Raw genomic sequence first — 17,510 nt, forward strand, 5'->3', positions numbered from 1 at the left:
AATAGTGCTTCATGCCTTACACGATTATCCAAACGTTCCTGAAGAATGGACGTTAAGATTATTGAAGGAAGCGTTTACGAACGAGGACAAGCAATCGTCGATACTAATTTACATTGATAACATGAAGATCAATGAAGAGGGTGTCAAGCTTCTGTTAGAGAATATCCCAAAGATGGATAAGACCCAAATCCACTTGGCAGTGAAGTTATTAGAACGGATCGAACCCATGCTAAGCCTCAAATATAAAGAACCGCTCCAGAAATATCTTAATGAAGAGCATTGGTCTTTAGCTGAACTGATTGTAAATGGGGATGAGGAAGAAGTTTGGGAAGAATTTGCACAAAGAATCAATGCTCTCGACAAAGCCAAAACGTATGAACATTCACAATTTATTGAAGCGAAAAAACTTGCTGCCTGTATCGTTCAAAATGGCTGGATCACAGAAGAGGATATCGAGGAAATTTTGCAAGAGGAATTAAACGAAAAATGGTTTTCGTTTCATGGTATCTTGGCTGTATATATGATTGGAATACTGAAACTAGAAAAGCATATCCCCCTCTTAGCTAGATTGTTGGACCGTGATGATGATATCTTGTTAGAAGAGGTTTCAGCCGCATTAATTGGTTTTCAATCGGATGATGTTGTGCAGGCGGTAGAACCATATTTAAAAAATTCCGATTCGATTATTTATGCGAGTTCCGTTGTTGAAAATATTAAATCTGACCGGGCAGTACAAGCTTTAATAAAAGCTTATCGGGGGACAGATGAACTAGATGAACTAGATGAACAAGATATGCTGATTGAAGCCCTCTGTCATCAGCTATCTCGAAAAGCATTACCTGTAATAAGTAATCATATGAAAAATGAATACTTCTCTAGCCTAGTTGATATTGAACAGACTGTTTATGGGTATTATTCCATTTTAGGCGAGTCACACCCGGAACTATTGGATTGGAAACTTGCCGCACTTGCAAGAGAAATTGATTTCAGAAATGCTAGCAATCGGGGGGGCAATCCCCAAAGCAGTCCAATTCAAAAGGAAAATAAAGTTGGCCGAAATGATCCATGCCTATGTGGGAGCGGTAAAAAATATAAAAAGTGCTGTGGCAAATAAGGAGAGATGCAGGATGAAGTTGGATAAGGTTCGTTGGGGAATTATTGGATGCGGTGACGTAACGGAAGTGAAAAGCGGCCCAGCTTTCAAAAAAATCAATCATTCAGAATTGGTAGCGGTTATGAGGAGATCAGGGGAGCTTGCCGAGGATTATGCAAAACGGCATGGTGTCCCCAAATGGTACGATAATGCCGATGAACTCATTAACGATCCTGAGGTCAATGCAATTTATATTGCCACACCGCCAGGACCACATAAAGAATATACCATCAAGGCAGCAAAGGCAGGGAAACTTGTTTATGTAGAAAAGCCAATGGCTCGCAATTATGCTGAATGCCAAGAAATGATTGCGGCTTGTGAGGAAGCTGGCGTGCCCTTATATGTGGCGTATTATCGCAGGGCACAAGAGCGATTTTTAAAAATTAAAGAGTTATTGGAAGACGGTGCGATTGGAGAGGTCCGTTTTGTATCGTCTACCCAATATCAAAAGGCTTCTGAAGACGTGTGGGATCCGCAACATCTTCCTTGGAGGGTACAACCCGAATTGGCCGGTGGGGGACTTTTTTTTGATTTAGCCAGCCATACGCTTGATCTTTTAGATTTTCTGCTTGGACCGATTACTTCCGTTCAAGGTTTAGCTTCCAATCAAGCTGGGTATTATTCGGCGGAGGATATTGTAACGGGTACATATAAGTTTGAATCTGGGATCCATGGCGTAGGAAATTGGTGTTTCACGGCTTTTGAAGATGTCGATTTGAATGAAATCGTGGGGAGCGAAGGGAAAATCAGCTTTTCCACCTTCGGAAACGAGCCCATCGTTTTGACGACAGCTGGCGGAACAGAACAGTGGAGTTTCGAACGGCCACAGCACGTTCATCAACCACTTGTTGAAACAATTGTTGCAGACTTAACAACTGGTGGCTCCCAGTGCCCAAGTACAGGGGTTTCAGGTGCGAGAACGAACTGGGTCATGGGAGAAATGGTGAGGAATTATTACTAAACTAGTAATGAACTATTGTTGAAAAGGATATAGACTCATTGAATGCAGCATGGTTTTAACCATGCTGTATTTTTGTACATATGAAAAATGACACAGGTACTTTTATTTATTTTTCCAGTGTTTTTCATGTATGTAAGCGCATACATTGGTAGTGAGCACTGGAGGTGATGTTGATGATCTATCCTTATGGGAATGATTATATCAAGTACTTAAACGATAAAGATTCACATGGCATTACGTATGAACAATGGAAATGTAAAAATGGGAAAAAATACTCAGACAATTGCAGACAATGCGGACATGGTAAAGACCGCTTTCAACCTTGTCCAAAGTGCAATTATTAAGCGCCTTTAGGCGTTTTTTTATTGATTTTTAACCTGAAGACGGGACGGCAGCAGTGGATTTTGAAGACGCAATTGCAGAACTAATCGATTGGATGAGAAATAATCAATAACAATAATATTGGATTGTGAAACCAGGGGCTAACTAATGAGGTTGGTCCTTTTTTTGGGGATTTCACTAAATATCGACTTCGCTGATTTGACGTGGAAATTCGCTGATAGAACTAGGATTCTTTGAGAGAGATTTCGCTATTCGCTCATTGAAGGGGAGAATTCGCTCAATAGATGCTAGAATTTGCTCATAAAATGCAAATATTCGCCCAGTAAATCTAAAACCATCCAATCCTATAACTATAGAATTGGAAAATCATATAAATTTAAACTCAATTTCCCGTGTTTTTAAATAATTTTCTTTTATTGTCAAAAATGAGGTAACTTTTTCATCCAAATACATGATATTTTAAGAAAATCAGGATTTAGGAAATACTATTCAAGCAACAAATCGGAACAAGGAGAACATAAAATGAAAGATAAAATCCCTTCGTTATCGTCCAACTCATTTTATTTAGGCATGTTGTTAGCGGTGGTTGGAGGTTTTTTAGATGCCTACACGTTTATTAGCAGAGATGGAGTATTTGCCAATGCCCAAACAGGAAATTTGGTCCTCCTCGCTGTTAAAGCAGCAAACAGGGAATGGCACGGAGCCTTGCTTTATATCCCCCCAATTCTGGCTTTTATTTTAGGTGTTTTGGTCTCAGAAATTGCTAAAATTCCCCGGATAAGACATGTCCTGCATAGCTATAGAAGGTCTATTCTTATCTTGGAGTGCTTAGTTTTAATTATTGTCGGTCTATTACCAAGCAGTATACCGAATATCGTGGTAACTGTATGTATAGCGTTTGTCTCGTCTTTACAAATTTCCACTTTCAATAAACTCGACAAGTGGGTTTACAATTCAACAATGACAACAGGAAATCTTCGGACGGCTACACAAGCAGCCTATTTGGCTTTAAAAGAACATAATGAAGAAGCAAAAAAACAATTCAAAGAATTCTTTGCAATTATTATCTCATTTTTATTTGGTGCATTAACCGGGACATTTTCCACCACCTTCATAGGGAACACATCAATCTGGATTGCTTCGGGCATCTTAGTAGTCGCGCTTATTTTGTATCATCGGGACCGGGGATATGTAAGCAAGTCCTTAACGTTTAAATAGTTTTTTGGAGGAGGCTGGAACCCAAATTGGATCCAGCCTCTGCTTTTCTATTCAGATCTTTCTACTCTAGCATTTCCAATGTATGAATAACCTCTCTCAGTGCTTCAATTTCATCGTCCCCTGAAACTTCTAAGATAATTTCTGCTTGTTTAGGAATCGCTAAAGATAACACGCCGAGGACCGATTTTACATTCACCTTTCGTCCCTTGTATGTTAGAAAGATATCCGCATTAAATCGAGAAGCATTTTGAACTAATTGATTGACCGGCTGAGCATATAAACCTGCATTTCTGTTGATAGTCACTGTTTGTTGTATCATGATTTCCCTCCCTAGTGCGCTTTTGTAAAAATTCTAAATTATGCACTTTTCTTTATGTATGAAACTAGCTCATAAAAAATGCTCTGATTAATTCATTATGGGCCATTCTTTGTGGTAGTCCTCCTGACAACAGGTTTAATCCTCCTTTTGAATACCCCTAATCCGTTAGTTTAATCAACATTTTAGGCAAAGTATTAGGAATGTCCCAATAATATGGGCTTCTGAATCAGTAGCAATACCCAGCCATAGGTCATATTTTGATGAAGAGAGTACTTGAAGTTTTATGTACTAACACAAATTATTGATATTAAATAGATGGAGGTATGAAAATGAATCCCTTACAAAATGAACTCCAAATGTTAAATGTTGGCGACTTCCAAGCGAGTCAGGCAGTTCCTTTTGACCCAAACCAATACTATCTTGATCAGTCTCGAATTGGTGGTTTTGGCGGTATAGGCGGTATTGGTGGTGTTGGTGGTATAGGCGGTATTGGTGGTATTGGCCGTTGTTTTAGTTGTTTTAGTTGCTTTAGCTGTTTTAACTGCTTTAATTGCTTTAGTTGTTTCCGCTGCTCTAGTTGCTTTAATTGTTCGCATTGCTCTAATTGTGGCGGCGGGCATCGTTGCGGCGGCCATAATTGCGGTGGAGGCCATCGCTGCGGAGGTTAATCGCTCTCTTTTTCCAATGTAAAACTGGTCGGTTAATGAGAAGAGCTTTGTAAAGGCTCTTCTCTATTAGTTTAGACATATGGGACAAATTGCGTTACATAGAATTATAGTGAAGTCATCATACAGTTTGGAGAAAAGTTAAGGCTAAGGAGGAACGAAATGACAAGTTTGAACCCTTCTATGCGACTGAAAGTGAAAAGGGATACGTTTTTTCTCCCCGATTCAAACAGAGGTGTGTATTTCCGGAACAATATAAGCTCCTTTCGTATGGAAGGCAGTACAATCGAGCAATGGGTTGAGAAGCTAATTCCAATGTTCAACGGGGAGTATACGTTGGGAAATTTAACTGAAGGATTACCTGGACCATATCGGGATCGGGTGTATGAAATTGCAGAAGTGCTGTATCGAAATGGGTTTGTCAGAGATGTAAGTCAAGACCATCCGCATCAATTGGAGGATTATGTTCTTAAAAAGCATGCTGCACAAATTGAATTTGTGGACAGTTTTGTTAATTCGGGGGCGTATCGTTTTCAAACCTATCGTCAGGCCAAAGTGTTGGCAGTTGGCTCTGGTCCCTTTTTGGTTTCGTTGGTTTCTTCTTTGATTGAATCCGGATTGCCCAAGTTCAAACTGATAATCACCGACACCGTACCGACTAATAGACGGCGGTTGTTGGAATTAGTGGCACATGCCCGTAAATCAGACCCTGAGGTGGAGGTAGAAGAGGTCAAATTAAAGGAAGATAGAGTAAGCTCTTGGCGGGAGAGTGTGCAGCCGTTTGATTCGATTTTGTTTGTGTCACAGGAGGGAAATCTAGAGGAACTGCGACTTCTTCATACGGTTTGCAGGGAAGAAAAGAAGCTTTTACTCCCTGCTATTTGCATACAACAAGTGGGTATTGCAGGTCCGTTAGTAAAACCAGACTCTGAGGCATGTTGGGAGTCTGCTTGGCGCCGCTTGCACCAATCTGTGCTTTTCAAAGATCAACAATTATCGGCATATTCTTCGACAGCAGGAGCAATGTTAGCCAATGTGATTGTATTTGAATTATTTAAGGAGGTTACAGGAGTAACTGAACAGGAACAACAGAATCAATTCTTCTTGCTTGATCTTGATACGTTGGAAGGAAACTGGCATTCGTTTATGCCTCATCCTTTGGTGATTGGACGAATATCGGCGAAATGGGTTGAAGATTTTAATAGCCGGCTTGAACAGGGATTAAACACTGTTCAGCAAAGTGAATTGCTTCTATACTTCTACCAGTTGACATCAAAAGAGACTGGGATTTTCCATCGATGGGGGGAGGAGGAATTAAAGCAGCTGCCGCTAGCTCAGTGTCGTGTTCAGGCAGTGGACCCGTTATCGGAGGGACCTGCTGAGCTGTTAAGTGAGATTGTCTGTTCAGGTCTGACACATGAAGAGGCACGCAGGGAAGCTGGTCTGGCGGGGATTGAAGCATATGTTTCACGAATGATCGATTTGAGCGGTACAAATCTACTTCCAAATCAGAAAGTTGAGGGTAGATTACTAGAATGGGAGGAATTTGTAGGAGTTGGTGCGGGAGAAACATTTGCGGAAGGTGTTTGCCGTGGGCTGCAAAAGTGTTTGGACAAAGAATTGAACATTCAACAGCGTAATCAGAGAATAAAAGTCTCCCTGGTCCAGTTGAGTGCTGTGGAGGATGAACGCTGCCGGTTTTATTTGCAGGCGCTAACTACGATACAGGGAGCACCGCATATCGGGTTAGGAGATGAAGTGTCCGGTTTCCCTGTGGTTTGGGTCAGTACGAGTGACGGATGGTATCGCAGTGTAGATTTGAATATAACAATGGCGTTACGTAAGGCGTTACAACAAGCTCTTAGCAAAGTACAAAACCCGGAAGGCGGCTCCCTAGCTAGAGCATTTGATGTATCGTCCTTTCATCTGGAAAAAAAGGTGTCGCAAAGCCTTGTCATCCCTGCTTATGAAGAGTGGATACAATCCGAGAACTTGCGGTCCGCTATGGATGTCTTGAAACAAAATCATAAGCGGCTTTCGGTATTTGAACAAGAAATTGAACCATTTTTAAAAGAAGGTTTGGCTGGTGTGTTCGGCGTGTTGCTTCGAGAGGAGGAATTTAGTTGAGCGCTGCTGTCGTTTTGGTTATAGGAGAAGGGGTGGCGGCAGACATTGTATGCGAAGAACTTTTCGCCCATTACCATGTAGTTCGCCAGACCGAATTCGAGGCGGTTGTACCGAAAAAAACTGATTTGGCTCTGGTAGTGCAGGATGCCTGGAATCCTTCTGTTCATCAAAAGGCAGAAGAGATGTTTCGACGAACAGGGACGCCTTGGCTGAGGGGCTTCGTATCATTTGGAGAGGGTGTGGTGGGGCCGCTAGTTCGACCAGGGACACCGGGATGTTCTCAGTGCGCGGATTTGAGACGTCTCATGGCTGGACGCGACCGAAAAGAGATGTGGGGGATTCAACAAAGGCTGAAGGAGTACAGAGGTATTCAGCCTGAAGGATTTGTATCGAACACAGGACTCTTGCAACTGGCATACCAACTCAGGGCGGAGGTTAAACGAATTCTACAGGGTGATTATGCTCTTTCGGACGGCCAGGTATGTATAATCAATTTGAAAACATTATCGAGTTCTTGGCATTCTTTTCTGCCTGACCCGGTGTGTCCGATTTGCAGCCAATTACCCGACGATTCGGAGGAGGCTGCCCGGATTTCATTGCAGCCAAGTCCGAAAATCAGCCCTGACAGTTACCGCTGCCGTTCGTTGGAAGAGCTGAATAAAGTTTTAACTAAAGACTATTTAGATCATCGAACTGGCCTTTTGAATGGTAAAATGGTTAATTTAGTGCCACCCTTTGCCGATGTTAGTGTAAATCTTCCTTTGTTCGACGGGGATGAGGGAACGGCAGGCAGGACAAATTCATATGAGGTAAGTGAGTTGACTGCCATTTTAGAAGGACTGGAGCGGTACTGCGGTCTAGAGCCACGCGGGAAACGTACAGTCGTTTTTAATAGTTTCCGTAATTTGCAAAATAAAGCACTCAATCCTATGAAAGTAGGTGTACATGCAGAGGGACAGTATAAGCGGCATGGTTTTCCCTATCAACCGTTTAATCCTGAACGGCCAATGAATTGGGTATGGGGCCATTCGTTTTTGGAAGAGCGTCCAATACTTGTGCCTGAGCTGCTTGCCTATTATAGCCTGGGATGCGGGCAGCGTGGATTTGTCTATGAAACTTCCAATGGATGCGCGTTAGGGGGGAGTTTGGAAGAGGCTATTTTCTATGGAATTATGGAAGTGGTGGAGCGGGATTCATTTCTAATGACCTGGTACGCGCAGCTGAAACTGCCGAGACTTGACCCATCTTCTGCTGACGACCAAGAATTGCAGTTGATGATCGAACGTATGCGGGCAGTCGCGGGATATGATTTGTATTTGTATAATTCGACGATGGAGCACGGAATTCCGAGTATTTGTGCGATTGCTAAAAACAGGAAAGAAAAGGGATTGAATCTTATCTGTGCAGCTGGCGCACATCTTGACCCGGTAAGGGCTGTTAAAAGTGCGGTTCATGAGTTGGCTGGAATGATGTTAACGCTAGATGAGAAATTGGAATCGAACCGGGTAGAGTATAGCCGAATGCTGCATGATTCATCTCTGGTGCAGCAGATGGATGATCATGGCATGTTGTACGGTTTGCCGCAAGCGGAAAAGCGGCTGGATTTTTTACTTGAAGATAATCGTCCATTAAGAACATTTGCAGAGGAATTTAAATGGAAGTCAAGGCATTCAGACCTTACAGATGATTTACAAGACATTCTTCATGTTTTTCGTCAATTAAATCTTGATGTGATTGTGGTAGACCAGACGGCACCAGAATTGAAACGGAATGGGCTATTTTGCGTGAAGGTGCTGATTCCGGGAATGCTTCCGATGACATTTGGACAACATCTTACCCGCGTAACTGGGCTAGAGCGGGTGCTCCAGGTACCGATGGAACTTGGATATTCAAAACAACCGTTGACACTTGAACAACTAAACCCACATCCGCATCCGTTTCCATAAGCGGAGACTAGGAGGCAAGGAGGATGAGTCTAAAGGAGTTTTTGCTTAATCTACATTTTGACATTGATAAGGCAAGCGTACCCAATTGGAAAGTGGATTGGGAAGATGCGCCACTCCCTTATAAGCTTTACCGCGGCCTGCCAGAGGTACCATTTTCTCTTGAAGTACCGCTGACACTTGAGGAGCAAGAACGGCCCACTAATCCTAATCTTCGCAAAATTGGTCATTTTCTCTGGTTTGTTTATGGCCTTACTCAAGTTAGCCAAACAGTCTTTCCCTCGGATCCCACAGCTAAGACAGCGAACCTAGTACAGTCGTTTCGGCGGTTCGCTCCTTCCGGAGGGGCACTATATCCAAACGAATTATATGTTTATCTTAAGATAAAGGATTTGCCTGTTGGGATGTACCATTATGATGCGGCTCATCACCGCTTGGTTTTGTTGCGAGAAGGAAATTTTGATTCATATATAGCCCGCGCTCTTGGTAATCGTAATGATGTATCTGCCTGCTTTGGTACAGTATTTGTGTCGACTATGTTTTGGAAAAATTTCTTTAAATACAATAACTTTTCTTACCGTCTGCAAGGGTTGGATGCCGGCGTGGTGATAGGACAGCTACTGGAGGTATCAAAACGCTTTGGCTTTGCAACGGGTGTTTACTTCCAGTTTCTTGATCGAGCCATAAACCATCTAATTGGGCTTTCCGAACAGGAGGAAAGTGTTTATGCGGTTATTCCGCTTTCAGTTGAACCGACTATCTGGTCTACTAATGGGGGTAAAATAGAAGTCACTGCCTCAGAATTGTGCCGAGAGTTGACAGCGATTCAGCCCCGTCATTACGTCCGGTCACAAAGGGTCAAAGAGTATCCGATGTTAACTAAGATGAATGAAGCGTCCTTGCTGGATTCAACGCAAATGTTTCAGCTCATGGAGGCGAAGGAGAGTTTGAATTTTGACGGTCAAGCGGAAAGTCTGCCTCACGTGAACCAGCTATCTTATGATCTGGTGTCAGTCTGTCAAAAGAGATTTTCACCAGATATGGATTTTGTTTTGGGAAAGGTGAGTCAAACTCAACTAGCTGCACTAATGCAGGAAGCGACCGCTTCGTTCTCGTATCGAAATGATTTGGATGGAGCATATTGGAAGAACGAGCCTCGTGTTTCCTTGTATGGATGTTTATATAACGTTGAAGGTATTCCAAATGGAGCCTATTATTATGACAGCACTGCTCATGAGTTGCGAAAGGTACAGCTTGGAGATTATCGGCTCCAGTTGCAATCCGGAATGTCTTTAGACAATGTTAATTTGCTCCAAGTACCGCTCTGCCTGCATGTGGCAGGAGACAGGGAATCTTTCGGAACAGCACTGGGATACAGAGGATACCGCATTCAACAAATGGAAGCTGGTATGCTCGTGCAACGATTACTGTTAACGGCGTCAGCCCTCGGAATGGGAGGGCATCCACTCCTCGGGTTTGATGCAAACTTAAGTGATAAAATTTACAAAATGGAACCACATGGAATAACCAGTCTCATCCAAATTCCAATTGGCCCCTATCGACAACGTCCATGGTTAAAAGGAAGCTTGCAAAGTTAGGATTAATAGGTTAAATTTGTCCCATACAAAAATACCTGATCACAGAGAACAGAAAAGAGTCTCCCCATTCAAAAGGAGACTCTTATTTTTCGAAATAGAATCATATAAGGGGGTAAAGTAATCAGAATTATTCCTTTGCAAACTGTAATACCTTTGACTCGGATTCCGGTCTGGCACAGGTGCTTTCCATGATATAATGTGTTCCCTTTTCCGATGATTCAAGCAGTCCGTGCATCGCTTCTAAAACATGGTACGCTAATTCGCCGTTTGCTCGATAATTACCGCCTTCAAGGATAGCTTTTGCCATATCAGAGACACCAAGCCCTCTGCTGTTTTGGGCAAATCCATAAGACAGCGGGACCTCCGAAAATTCTTTTTCGTCACTTTTTCTTATACGAACAGGGCCCCCAAACGTATTTGGATCAGGAACAAGAATCGTACCTTGACTTCCATAGATTTCGATAGGCGGCAGGGATGTTCCTCCAAAGGCATCAAAGCTTGTTGTTATCGTTCCGATGACACCTGAGGCAAAATCCATTACACCTGATAGATGTGTAGGGGTAGAGACGACAATCTTCGTTCCTTCTTTAGGTTTACTCCTAACCGTTCGTTCTGGATAACTAATACGAGCAGAACCGGAAATTCGTTTGATTGGACCTAATAGAGCGACTAAAGCTGTTAAATAATAGGGTCCCATATCAAACATTGGTCCACCGCCGATATCGTAGTAGAAGGCAGGATCAGGATGCCAATGTTCATGTCCGCGGCAAATCATGAAGGCCGAAGCACCAACAGGGACACCAATTTCACCTTGTTCAATTAAATGAATCGCTGTTTGAATACCAGCACCTAAGAAAGTGTCTGGTGCACTTCCGACGAGTAGGTTTTTCCTTTTAGCTGCTTCTAACATTTGTTTACCTTCTTCGCGAGTGATCGCAAGTGGTTTTTCTGAATAGACATGCTTTCCTGCTTCAAGGGCTTGGAGGGAAACAGACGCATGCGCTTTTGGTATTGTTAAATTAATGACGAGTTCAATCCCTGGATCAGAAAGCAGCTCTTCGACGGAACATGCTTTTGGAATACCAAATTTTCCAGCTTGAGCTTGGGCACGTTTTTCATCTAGGTCTGCACAGGCAACAAGTTCAAGGTGCGGGAACTTCGGACAATTTTCCATATAAATAGAACTAATATTTCCGCATCCAATGATACCGATTTTAAGCTTTTTCACGATTAGGTCCTCCATTTTAATCATTTTGGTCTCCGAAAGTTCAAGTGGCTGCTTATTACTGGCTGTCGCCCATTCCTGTGTACATCCCTGCATTACCATAAATTGAGGTTGGACCTAATTCTTCCGACCGTTTCTTTCCTTTAGCAGCCCACAGAAATCCTCGCCGCATAATAAGGGAAACCTCTGGCATGGCGATAATGTTCGCTTGGTGGCCTAATGAACTATAGAATACATTTCCCTGGCCCCAGCGTTTTGTCCAAACCACAGGCATTTCAACTGGTTTATTGGCAGCATGAGGACCATTAACAATAGGGAAGCGAGTAGTAGCTAACACTTCCACAGCAGGATCATAATGAAGGTAATATTGCTCGCTGACAACTTTAAAATCAGCCATCCCCTCAAAGAGCGGACTGGTCGAATGTTTGATATTTACCATGTATTCCACACCGTCATTTCCAGGATGAGCGACCCAATTTCCGCCGGTCATAAATTGCCAGTCTACATTATTACGGAAAGAGTCACACATCCCTCCGTGGCATCCCGCTAACCCCACACCTTGAATAACAGCTTCGGATATATTTTGAACATACTTTTGTTCAATAGTACCCATCGTCCAGTGGGGGATGATTAAATCCAGGTTTTTTAGCTTTTCAGAATCTCCATAAGTCTCAAGTGTATTGGAAACCTCTACCTCAAAGTTTTCTTCCTCAAGGATGCCTTTAAAAATTTCTGCCACTTGCTCTGGTTGATGGCCATCCCATCCGCCCCATACAATCAATGCCTTTTTCTTCATGATGGAAGCACTCCCTTTCGATTTTTAGAAGTCAGAAATACGGATCCATTGGCGTTTTTCGATTGACAAATCAACCGCTTCCAAAACTTCTTGACATTTGACGCCATCTCGGAAATTTGGAACCGGCTGCCGATCTTCACGGATAGCCTCCATTAACTCAACCATTTCGTGAATAAACGTATGTTCATAACCAATCGTATGACCTGGAGGCCACCAGTTCTGCGCATAAGCGTGGGAAGGGTCTGTCGCTAATACCCGGCGGAAGCCTTGAACATCATCTCTATCATCCGTGAAATAGACCTGAAGCTCATTCATGCGTTCAAAGTCGAAGATGACACTGCCTTTACTGCCGTTAATTTCAAAGGAATTCTTGCAGCGATGTCCAGTGGCAAATCGTGTAGCTTCAAAGCTTCCTAAAGCACCGTTTGCGAACCGTGCTAGGAATAGAGTTGCATCATCAACTGTGACCTCGCCTTTTTCAGCACTCTCGCTTCCCTTCGCAGATAAGCCAGTCATCTGAGCAGGAAGTGGTCTTTCCTTGATAAACGTATTATTCATTCCAATGACCTCGTTCATATCACCAATGAGGTAGTGTGCCAGGTCGATCAGATGGGCTCCAAGATCTCCATGAGAACCTGAACCGGCGATATCTTTCTGAAGTCTCCAGGCGAGCGGGAAGTTGGGGTCAACCAGCCAATCTTGCAAAAACCAAGCGCGGAAATGATAGATTTCTCCTAACTTCCCTTTGTCAAGAAGCTTTTTAGCCAGCATGACAGCAGGGGCAAAGCGGTAATTAAAGCCAACCATATGTTTAACCCCAGCGGCCTCAACGACTTCAAGCATTTCTCTAGAATCCTTAAGTGTAAGCGCTAACGGTTTTTCACAAAAAACATGTTTGCCAGCTTGGGCAGCAGCAATCGTTATTTCTTTATGTACATCACTTGGTGCATTGATATCGATTAAATTGATATCATCTCTTTGTAAAAGACTTTTCCAATCAGTTGTATATTCCTCCCAGCCGAATTGCTTTGCTGCTACAGCAACAGCCTATTGGTCACGACCACAAATCACTTTCATTTCAGGATGAGTCGTATTTGGAAAGAAAAGGGGAAGATCCCGGTATGCATGACTGTGGGCCTTACCCATAAATTTGTAACCGACCATTCCGATTTTAATTGTTTCCATAGTTAATCTCCCTTCTTATGTAAGCAGTTGTGAAGAGGCCCGTTCAATATAGGTAACCGCGTTCATTCTCTCTATTTTTCAAACAATTGTCAATATTAAAATTATTAAATTTTCTACTTTGAGTTTATTTTTCATGGTCAATTTTTTAGTCACTTACTATTCAATAGGAACTCTGAATAATATGAATGGGTTGTAAATATAATTGATTGGATAGATTGACGAAAAATTAAGTGATCCTTCGAATGGATAAATTCATTTATGAATCCTTCACATGACTCTTTTTCATATTCACCAGAGTGTTTCAAAAATGAATGAATTGGATGGGGGATGTTTATGGCGACCATTGATATAGAGCCGTATTTGCATGTTCGTTTTGCCAACAATCCAATATATGCACCAACTGGACACAAGCTTAGTTTCATTGCGGATTATACTGGTTTGCCGCAAGTGTGGGAATTGAATCTAGGGGAAGGGAGTGATGGATGGCCTGTCCAAACTTCCTTTACAAAAGAAAGAATCACTTTTATCAGCTATCTAAATGGAAAATCAAATTTGATTATTGGAATGGATGTTGGCGGAAATGAAAATCAGCAATTGTACTTACTTAAGGAAGAAGGAAAACTAATTGAACTGACAAACTCACCAGACCATATCCACCGTTTTGGCGGAAGCTCTCCCGATGGAAAATGGATTGCCTGGTCGAGTAACCGCCGGAATCCAGCTTTTTTTGATATCTATCTTCAAAATTTGGAATCGAAGGATATTCGTCTTTTGAATGCTGGAAATGGGGTATTTTCAGCAGTGAAATGGTCTCCGGACGGTCATTCCATTTTGATTCAGAAGCTAAATTCCCCTTTAGATAATGATTTAGGTATCATCGACCTTTCAACGGGGGATATCAATTGGTTAACAGAACATACAGGGGAAGCTAGTTTTAGAGACGCCCATTTTAATAAGGATGGGGACCATCTGTATGTATTATCGAATAAAGACAAAGAATTCTATGGGCTGGCTCTTATCAATTTAAAAACCAAACAACTCGAATGGCTAGAGCAGGGAATGTGGGATTTTGAGGATTTGACTATGAATAAGGATAAAAATTTGTTAGCTTATTCGATAAATGAGGGAGGAACTTCCAGAGGGGTACTTTTAGACATAAACCGTAGTTACCTGTATACGTGGAAAACTCCAATCGGAGTCATTACAAATCTGAAATTTTCCCCTGATAGCCAAAAACTTGCCTATGTGTTTAAGGGAGCGGCAAATCCCTCAGATATATGGGAACTTGACTTAAAGACTATTCAGGCGGAGAGGCTTACATATGTTTCCCGTTCACCTATACTGGAACATAAATTAGTGGAGCCGGAACTTATCTCTTTTCGCTCTTTTGATAACCTCGAAGTTCCTGCCTTTTTTTCTAGGCCGAAAGATTCCACAGAAAAGCCCCCAGTTGTTATTTATATCCATGGCGGGCCGGAGAGTCAAGCTCGTGCAGTATACAATCCTATTCAGCAGTATTTACTAAACCAGGGTTATGCCGTGTGTACACCAAACATTCGGGGAAGTACAGGTTATGGAAAAAGGTATACACATTTGGATGATGTTCGAAAAAGAATGGACGCTGTTAAGGATCTCCTTTTTTTAGTGGAATGGCTAAAGGTGCATGGGAATATAGATTCTAAAAAAATCGCAATCATGGGTGGAAGCTATGGCGGGTTTATGGTGCTTGCTGCCATCAGTCACTATCCACATCTTTGGGCAGCTGCTATTGATATTGTGGGGATGTCCAGCCTAAGAACGTTCCTTCAAACAACCAGTCCATGGCGAAAGAAGCATAGGGAGAGTGAATATGGAACAATAGAAAGAGACGGAGAATTTTTTGATCAGATTGATCCATTGAATTTTTCAGATCGAATTACCACCCCATTATTAGTTATTCACGGGAAAGGCGATCCGCGAGTCCATATAAAAGAATCTGAGCAAATAGTTGATAAACTTAAGAAACGAAATCACGCTGTTGACTTTATTCGCTTCGAAGACGAAGGGCATACCATCATAAAACAAAAAAATAAGATTACTGCCTATAAGGAAATGGTAAGGTTTCTTGATCGTTATATTGGTAATGGATCCTAACTATAAGAAATAAATGGCCAAACTGCGTTAGATCAGTACTGAAAATTCGGCAAACAACTAGTTAAAATGGAAGTGAAATAGGTGAGAGACAAAACGGCTCCCGTAATTCGGGGGCCGTTTTGTATTTACAGGGCTGTTTAGTAAACAATTTCCAAAAAGTATCTGATTTTAATCTTCGATATTGTGGGTATAACAAAGTTAATTGGCTTTTTAAAGGAGGCAAAAAAATGAAATGGAAAGGAAGACGGCAAAGTTCAAACGTTGAGGATCGAAGAGGAATGGGAATGGGTGGCAAGACTGTGATAGGAGGCGGGATCGGCAGTATAATAATCGTTCTTCTCTTTACACTGCTTGGAGGGAATCCAGGAGATCTTTTAGGCAGCAATCAAGCTTCTGATACGGGTTCACAAGCTCCTGCACCTTATCAAGAGTCTGCTGGGGAGAAGGAATTAGCGGACTTTGTTTCTGTCGTTCTTGCTGATACAGAGGATGTGTGGTCAGATGAATTCAAGAAGAAAGGGCTGCAATACGAGAATCCTAAGCTTGTTTTGTATACCGGCAGTGTCCAGTCTGCCTGTGGATCAGCTAGTTCAGCGGTAGGACCATTTTATTGTCCTGGCGACCACAAACTGTACATTGACTTAAGTTTTTATCAGGAACTGAAACAAAAATTCCAGGCGCCTGGGGACTTTGCGATGGCGTACGTCATTGCCCATGAAGTAGGCCACCATGTCCAGACCCTCTTGCATTCAGGAGATCAAGCTTCACAGGCACGGAAGCGTTCTAATGAGTACTCGGTTCGATTTGAATTGCAAGCTGATTACTTGGCGGGGGTATGGGCACACTACGCGCAAGGGAAAGGCTACTTAGAAAAAGGCGACCTTGAAGAGGCAGTGAATGCAGCAAGTGCTGTGGGTGATGATAATATCCAGAAAAAATCGCAGGGCTATGTGGTGCCGGAAAGCTTTACACACGGAACTTCTGAGCAAAGAAAACGCTGGTTCACTAAAGGCTTCAAAAATGGAACCATCGAGGGTGGAGATACCTTTAATGCAGCAAACCTTTAAATAGCGTCAACCGTGTGTTCCATTTTTTATAAGCAAAAAAGCCGTCATTCAACGGCTTTTTAAACTTTATTTTGCAAAAACATGATCACCGATCGTCTTTACAACTGTACGCGTACGAATCCATTGATCTTCTGCAATTTCTGGGTTATAGAAATAGACGGAATTATTTAATCGGTTTTTTCTGGTTAGTGCTTTTTCTACGGCTCGTTTCGATTCATCTGAGGCTGGCTTATTAATTTCACCATTTTGAACTGGTGAAAAGGCATAGGTACCCCCGACGACTTGATTAATGACACCTGTAACTGTATCTGGGAAATCAGGAGAATCAACTCGGTTTAAAACGACAGTCGCAACGGCTACTTTTCCTTCAAAGGATTCACCTTTTGCTTCAGCATTTACTAATCGGGCAAATAAGTCTTTCTCTTTATTAGAAAGGGTAACGGCTGGCTTCTCTTTTTCTTTTTTTGGCGTTTTTTTATCAGGTTTGGATGCCTTTTTTCCTGCTGCTTTTGGGTGAATAGGATTTTCCAATTTTTTCTCTAGATCCACCCAATTTTCGGGACGATTATTCTCTTGTTCTATATTAATTGTATTTAATCCATTTTCTTTACCAAGTTCATAGGGGTTAACCTCTTTTACAAGTGGAGATTGTGTAATTGCCTCTGCCGTATTATGTTGTAGCGTTATAATTGCAAATGTAGCTACACAAGCTACAATTAACTTCTTCATGGAATTGTTTTTCATGTTGCTACCTCCTGTAAATTCGTATGTACATACT

13 protein-coding genes and 2 pseudogenes are annotated in these 17,510 nt (G+C 42.2%); 10 read left to right on the plus strand and 5 right to left on the minus strand.

The genetic code is table 11. From position 1 onward, the window contains the following. Positions 1–1,021: 1,021 nt before the first annotated feature. The 4 genes and pseudogenes from COJ96_RS29590 to COJ96_RS11410 form a co-directional block, all read left to right on the plus strand. Positions 1,022–1,114 (plus strand): annotated as a pseudogene (locus COJ96_RS29590) (SEC-C metal-binding domain-containing protein); the annotation flags it as partial. A gap of 13 nt (positions 1,115–1,127) precedes the next feature. Next, positions 1,128–2,114 (plus strand): Gfo/Idh/MocA family protein, encoded by a 987-nt coding sequence (locus COJ96_RS11405; RefSeq protein ID WP_098573130.1) that lies wholly within the window; start codon positions 1,128–1,130, stop codon positions 2,112–2,114. A 173-nt stretch (positions 2,115–2,287) separates the two neighbouring features. Then, the gene (locus COJ96_RS28625; protein WP_180230078.1) at positions 2,288–2,458 is read left to right on the plus strand and encodes a hypothetical protein; all 171 of its coding nucleotides are present in this window, start codon (positions 2,288–2,290) and stop codon (positions 2,456–2,458) included. 520 nt (positions 2,459–2,978) lie between these two features. Then, positions 2,979–3,674 carry a YoaK family protein gene (locus COJ96_RS11410; RefSeq protein ID WP_098573133.1) on the plus strand — a complete coding sequence of 232 codons (696 nt, stop codon included), beginning with the start codon at positions 2,979–2,981 and terminating at the stop codon, positions 3,672–3,674. A 61-nt stretch (positions 3,675–3,735) separates the two neighbouring features. On the opposite strand, the gene COJ96_RS11415 is transcribed toward COJ96_RS11410, so the two are convergent. After that, the gene (locus tag COJ96_RS11415) at positions 3,736–3,993 is read right to left on the minus strand and encodes an HPr family phosphocarrier protein (RefSeq protein ID WP_098573136.1); all 258 of its coding nucleotides are present in this window, start codon (positions 3,991–3,993) and stop codon (positions 3,736–3,738) included. Positions 3,994–4,349: 356 nt separating this feature from the next. Here COJ96_RS11415 and COJ96_RS11420 point away from each other — a divergent pair, with 356 nt between their 5' ends. From COJ96_RS11420 to COJ96_RS11435, 4 genes are all read left to right on the plus strand, one after another. Beyond that, positions 4,350–4,661: a hypothetical protein gene (locus COJ96_RS11420; RefSeq protein ID WP_257148491.1), complete on the plus strand. Its 312-nt coding sequence runs from the start codon at positions 4,350–4,352 to the stop codon at positions 4,659–4,661. 159 nt (positions 4,662–4,820) lie between these two features. Next, complete coding sequence (locus tag COJ96_RS11425; protein WP_098573143.1) at positions 4,821–6,785, plus strand: putative thiazole-containing bacteriocin maturation protein; 1,965 nt, start codon at positions 4,821–4,823, stop codon at positions 6,783–6,785. After that, positions 6,782–8,731 carry a TOMM precursor leader peptide-binding protein gene (locus tag COJ96_RS11430; protein WP_098573146.1) on the plus strand — a complete coding sequence of 650 codons (1,950 nt, stop codon included), beginning with the start codon at positions 6,782–6,784 and terminating at the stop codon, positions 8,729–8,731. Before COJ96_RS11425 ends, COJ96_RS11430 begins: the two co-directional genes overlap by 4 nt. Before the next feature lie 23 nt (positions 8,732–8,754). Then, positions 8,755–10,326 carry a SagB family peptide dehydrogenase gene (locus tag COJ96_RS11435; protein WP_098573149.1) on the plus strand — a complete coding sequence of 524 codons (1,572 nt, stop codon included), beginning with the start codon at positions 8,755–8,757 and terminating at the stop codon, positions 10,324–10,326. A 127-nt stretch (positions 10,327–10,453) separates the two neighbouring features. Here the strand turns inward: COJ96_RS11435 and COJ96_RS11440 are convergent, their stop codons facing one another. The 3 genes and pseudogenes from COJ96_RS11440 to COJ96_RS11450 form a co-directional block, all read right to left on the minus strand. Then, on the minus strand, positions 10,454–11,554 hold the full coding sequence (locus tag COJ96_RS11440) for a Gfo/Idh/MocA family protein (protein WP_180230079.1): 1,101 nt from the start codon (positions 11,552–11,554) through the stop codon (positions 10,454–10,456). A gap of 55 nt (positions 11,555–11,609) precedes the next feature. Then, entirely contained in the window at positions 11,610–12,347 is a 738-nt protein-coding gene (locus COJ96_RS11445; protein WP_098573152.1) for a ThuA domain-containing protein, read from the minus strand. Positions 12,348–12,371: 24 nt separating this feature from the next. After that, a pseudogene (locus COJ96_RS11450) lies at positions 12,372–13,532 on the minus strand (Gfo/Idh/MocA family protein). A gap of 333 nt (positions 13,533–13,865) precedes the next feature. Here COJ96_RS11450 and COJ96_RS11455 point away from each other — a divergent pair. Further along, complete coding sequence (locus COJ96_RS11455; RefSeq protein ID WP_098573155.1) at positions 13,866–15,665, plus strand: S9 family peptidase; 1,800 nt, start codon at positions 13,866–13,868, stop codon at positions 15,663–15,665. Positions 15,666–15,892: 227 nt separating this feature from the next. Beyond that, positions 15,893–16,732 carry a KPN_02809 family neutral zinc metallopeptidase gene (ypfJ, locus tag COJ96_RS11460; RefSeq protein WP_098573158.1) on the plus strand — a complete coding sequence of 280 codons (840 nt, stop codon included), beginning with the start codon at positions 15,893–15,895 and terminating at the stop codon, positions 16,730–16,732. A 66-nt stretch (positions 16,733–16,798) separates the two neighbouring features. On the opposite strand, the gene COJ96_RS11465 is transcribed toward ypfJ, so the two are convergent. After that, positions 16,799–17,476: a cell wall hydrolase gene (locus tag COJ96_RS11465; protein ID WP_098573161.1), complete on the minus strand. Its 678-nt coding sequence runs from the start codon at positions 17,474–17,476 to the stop codon at positions 16,799–16,801. Between the last annotated feature and the right edge of the window lie 34 nt (positions 17,477–17,510).

Source organism: Bacillus sp. AFS073361 (genome assembly GCF_002567005.1).
Lineage (GTDB): Bacteria > Bacillota > Bacilli > Bacillales > Cytobacillaceae > Neobacillus.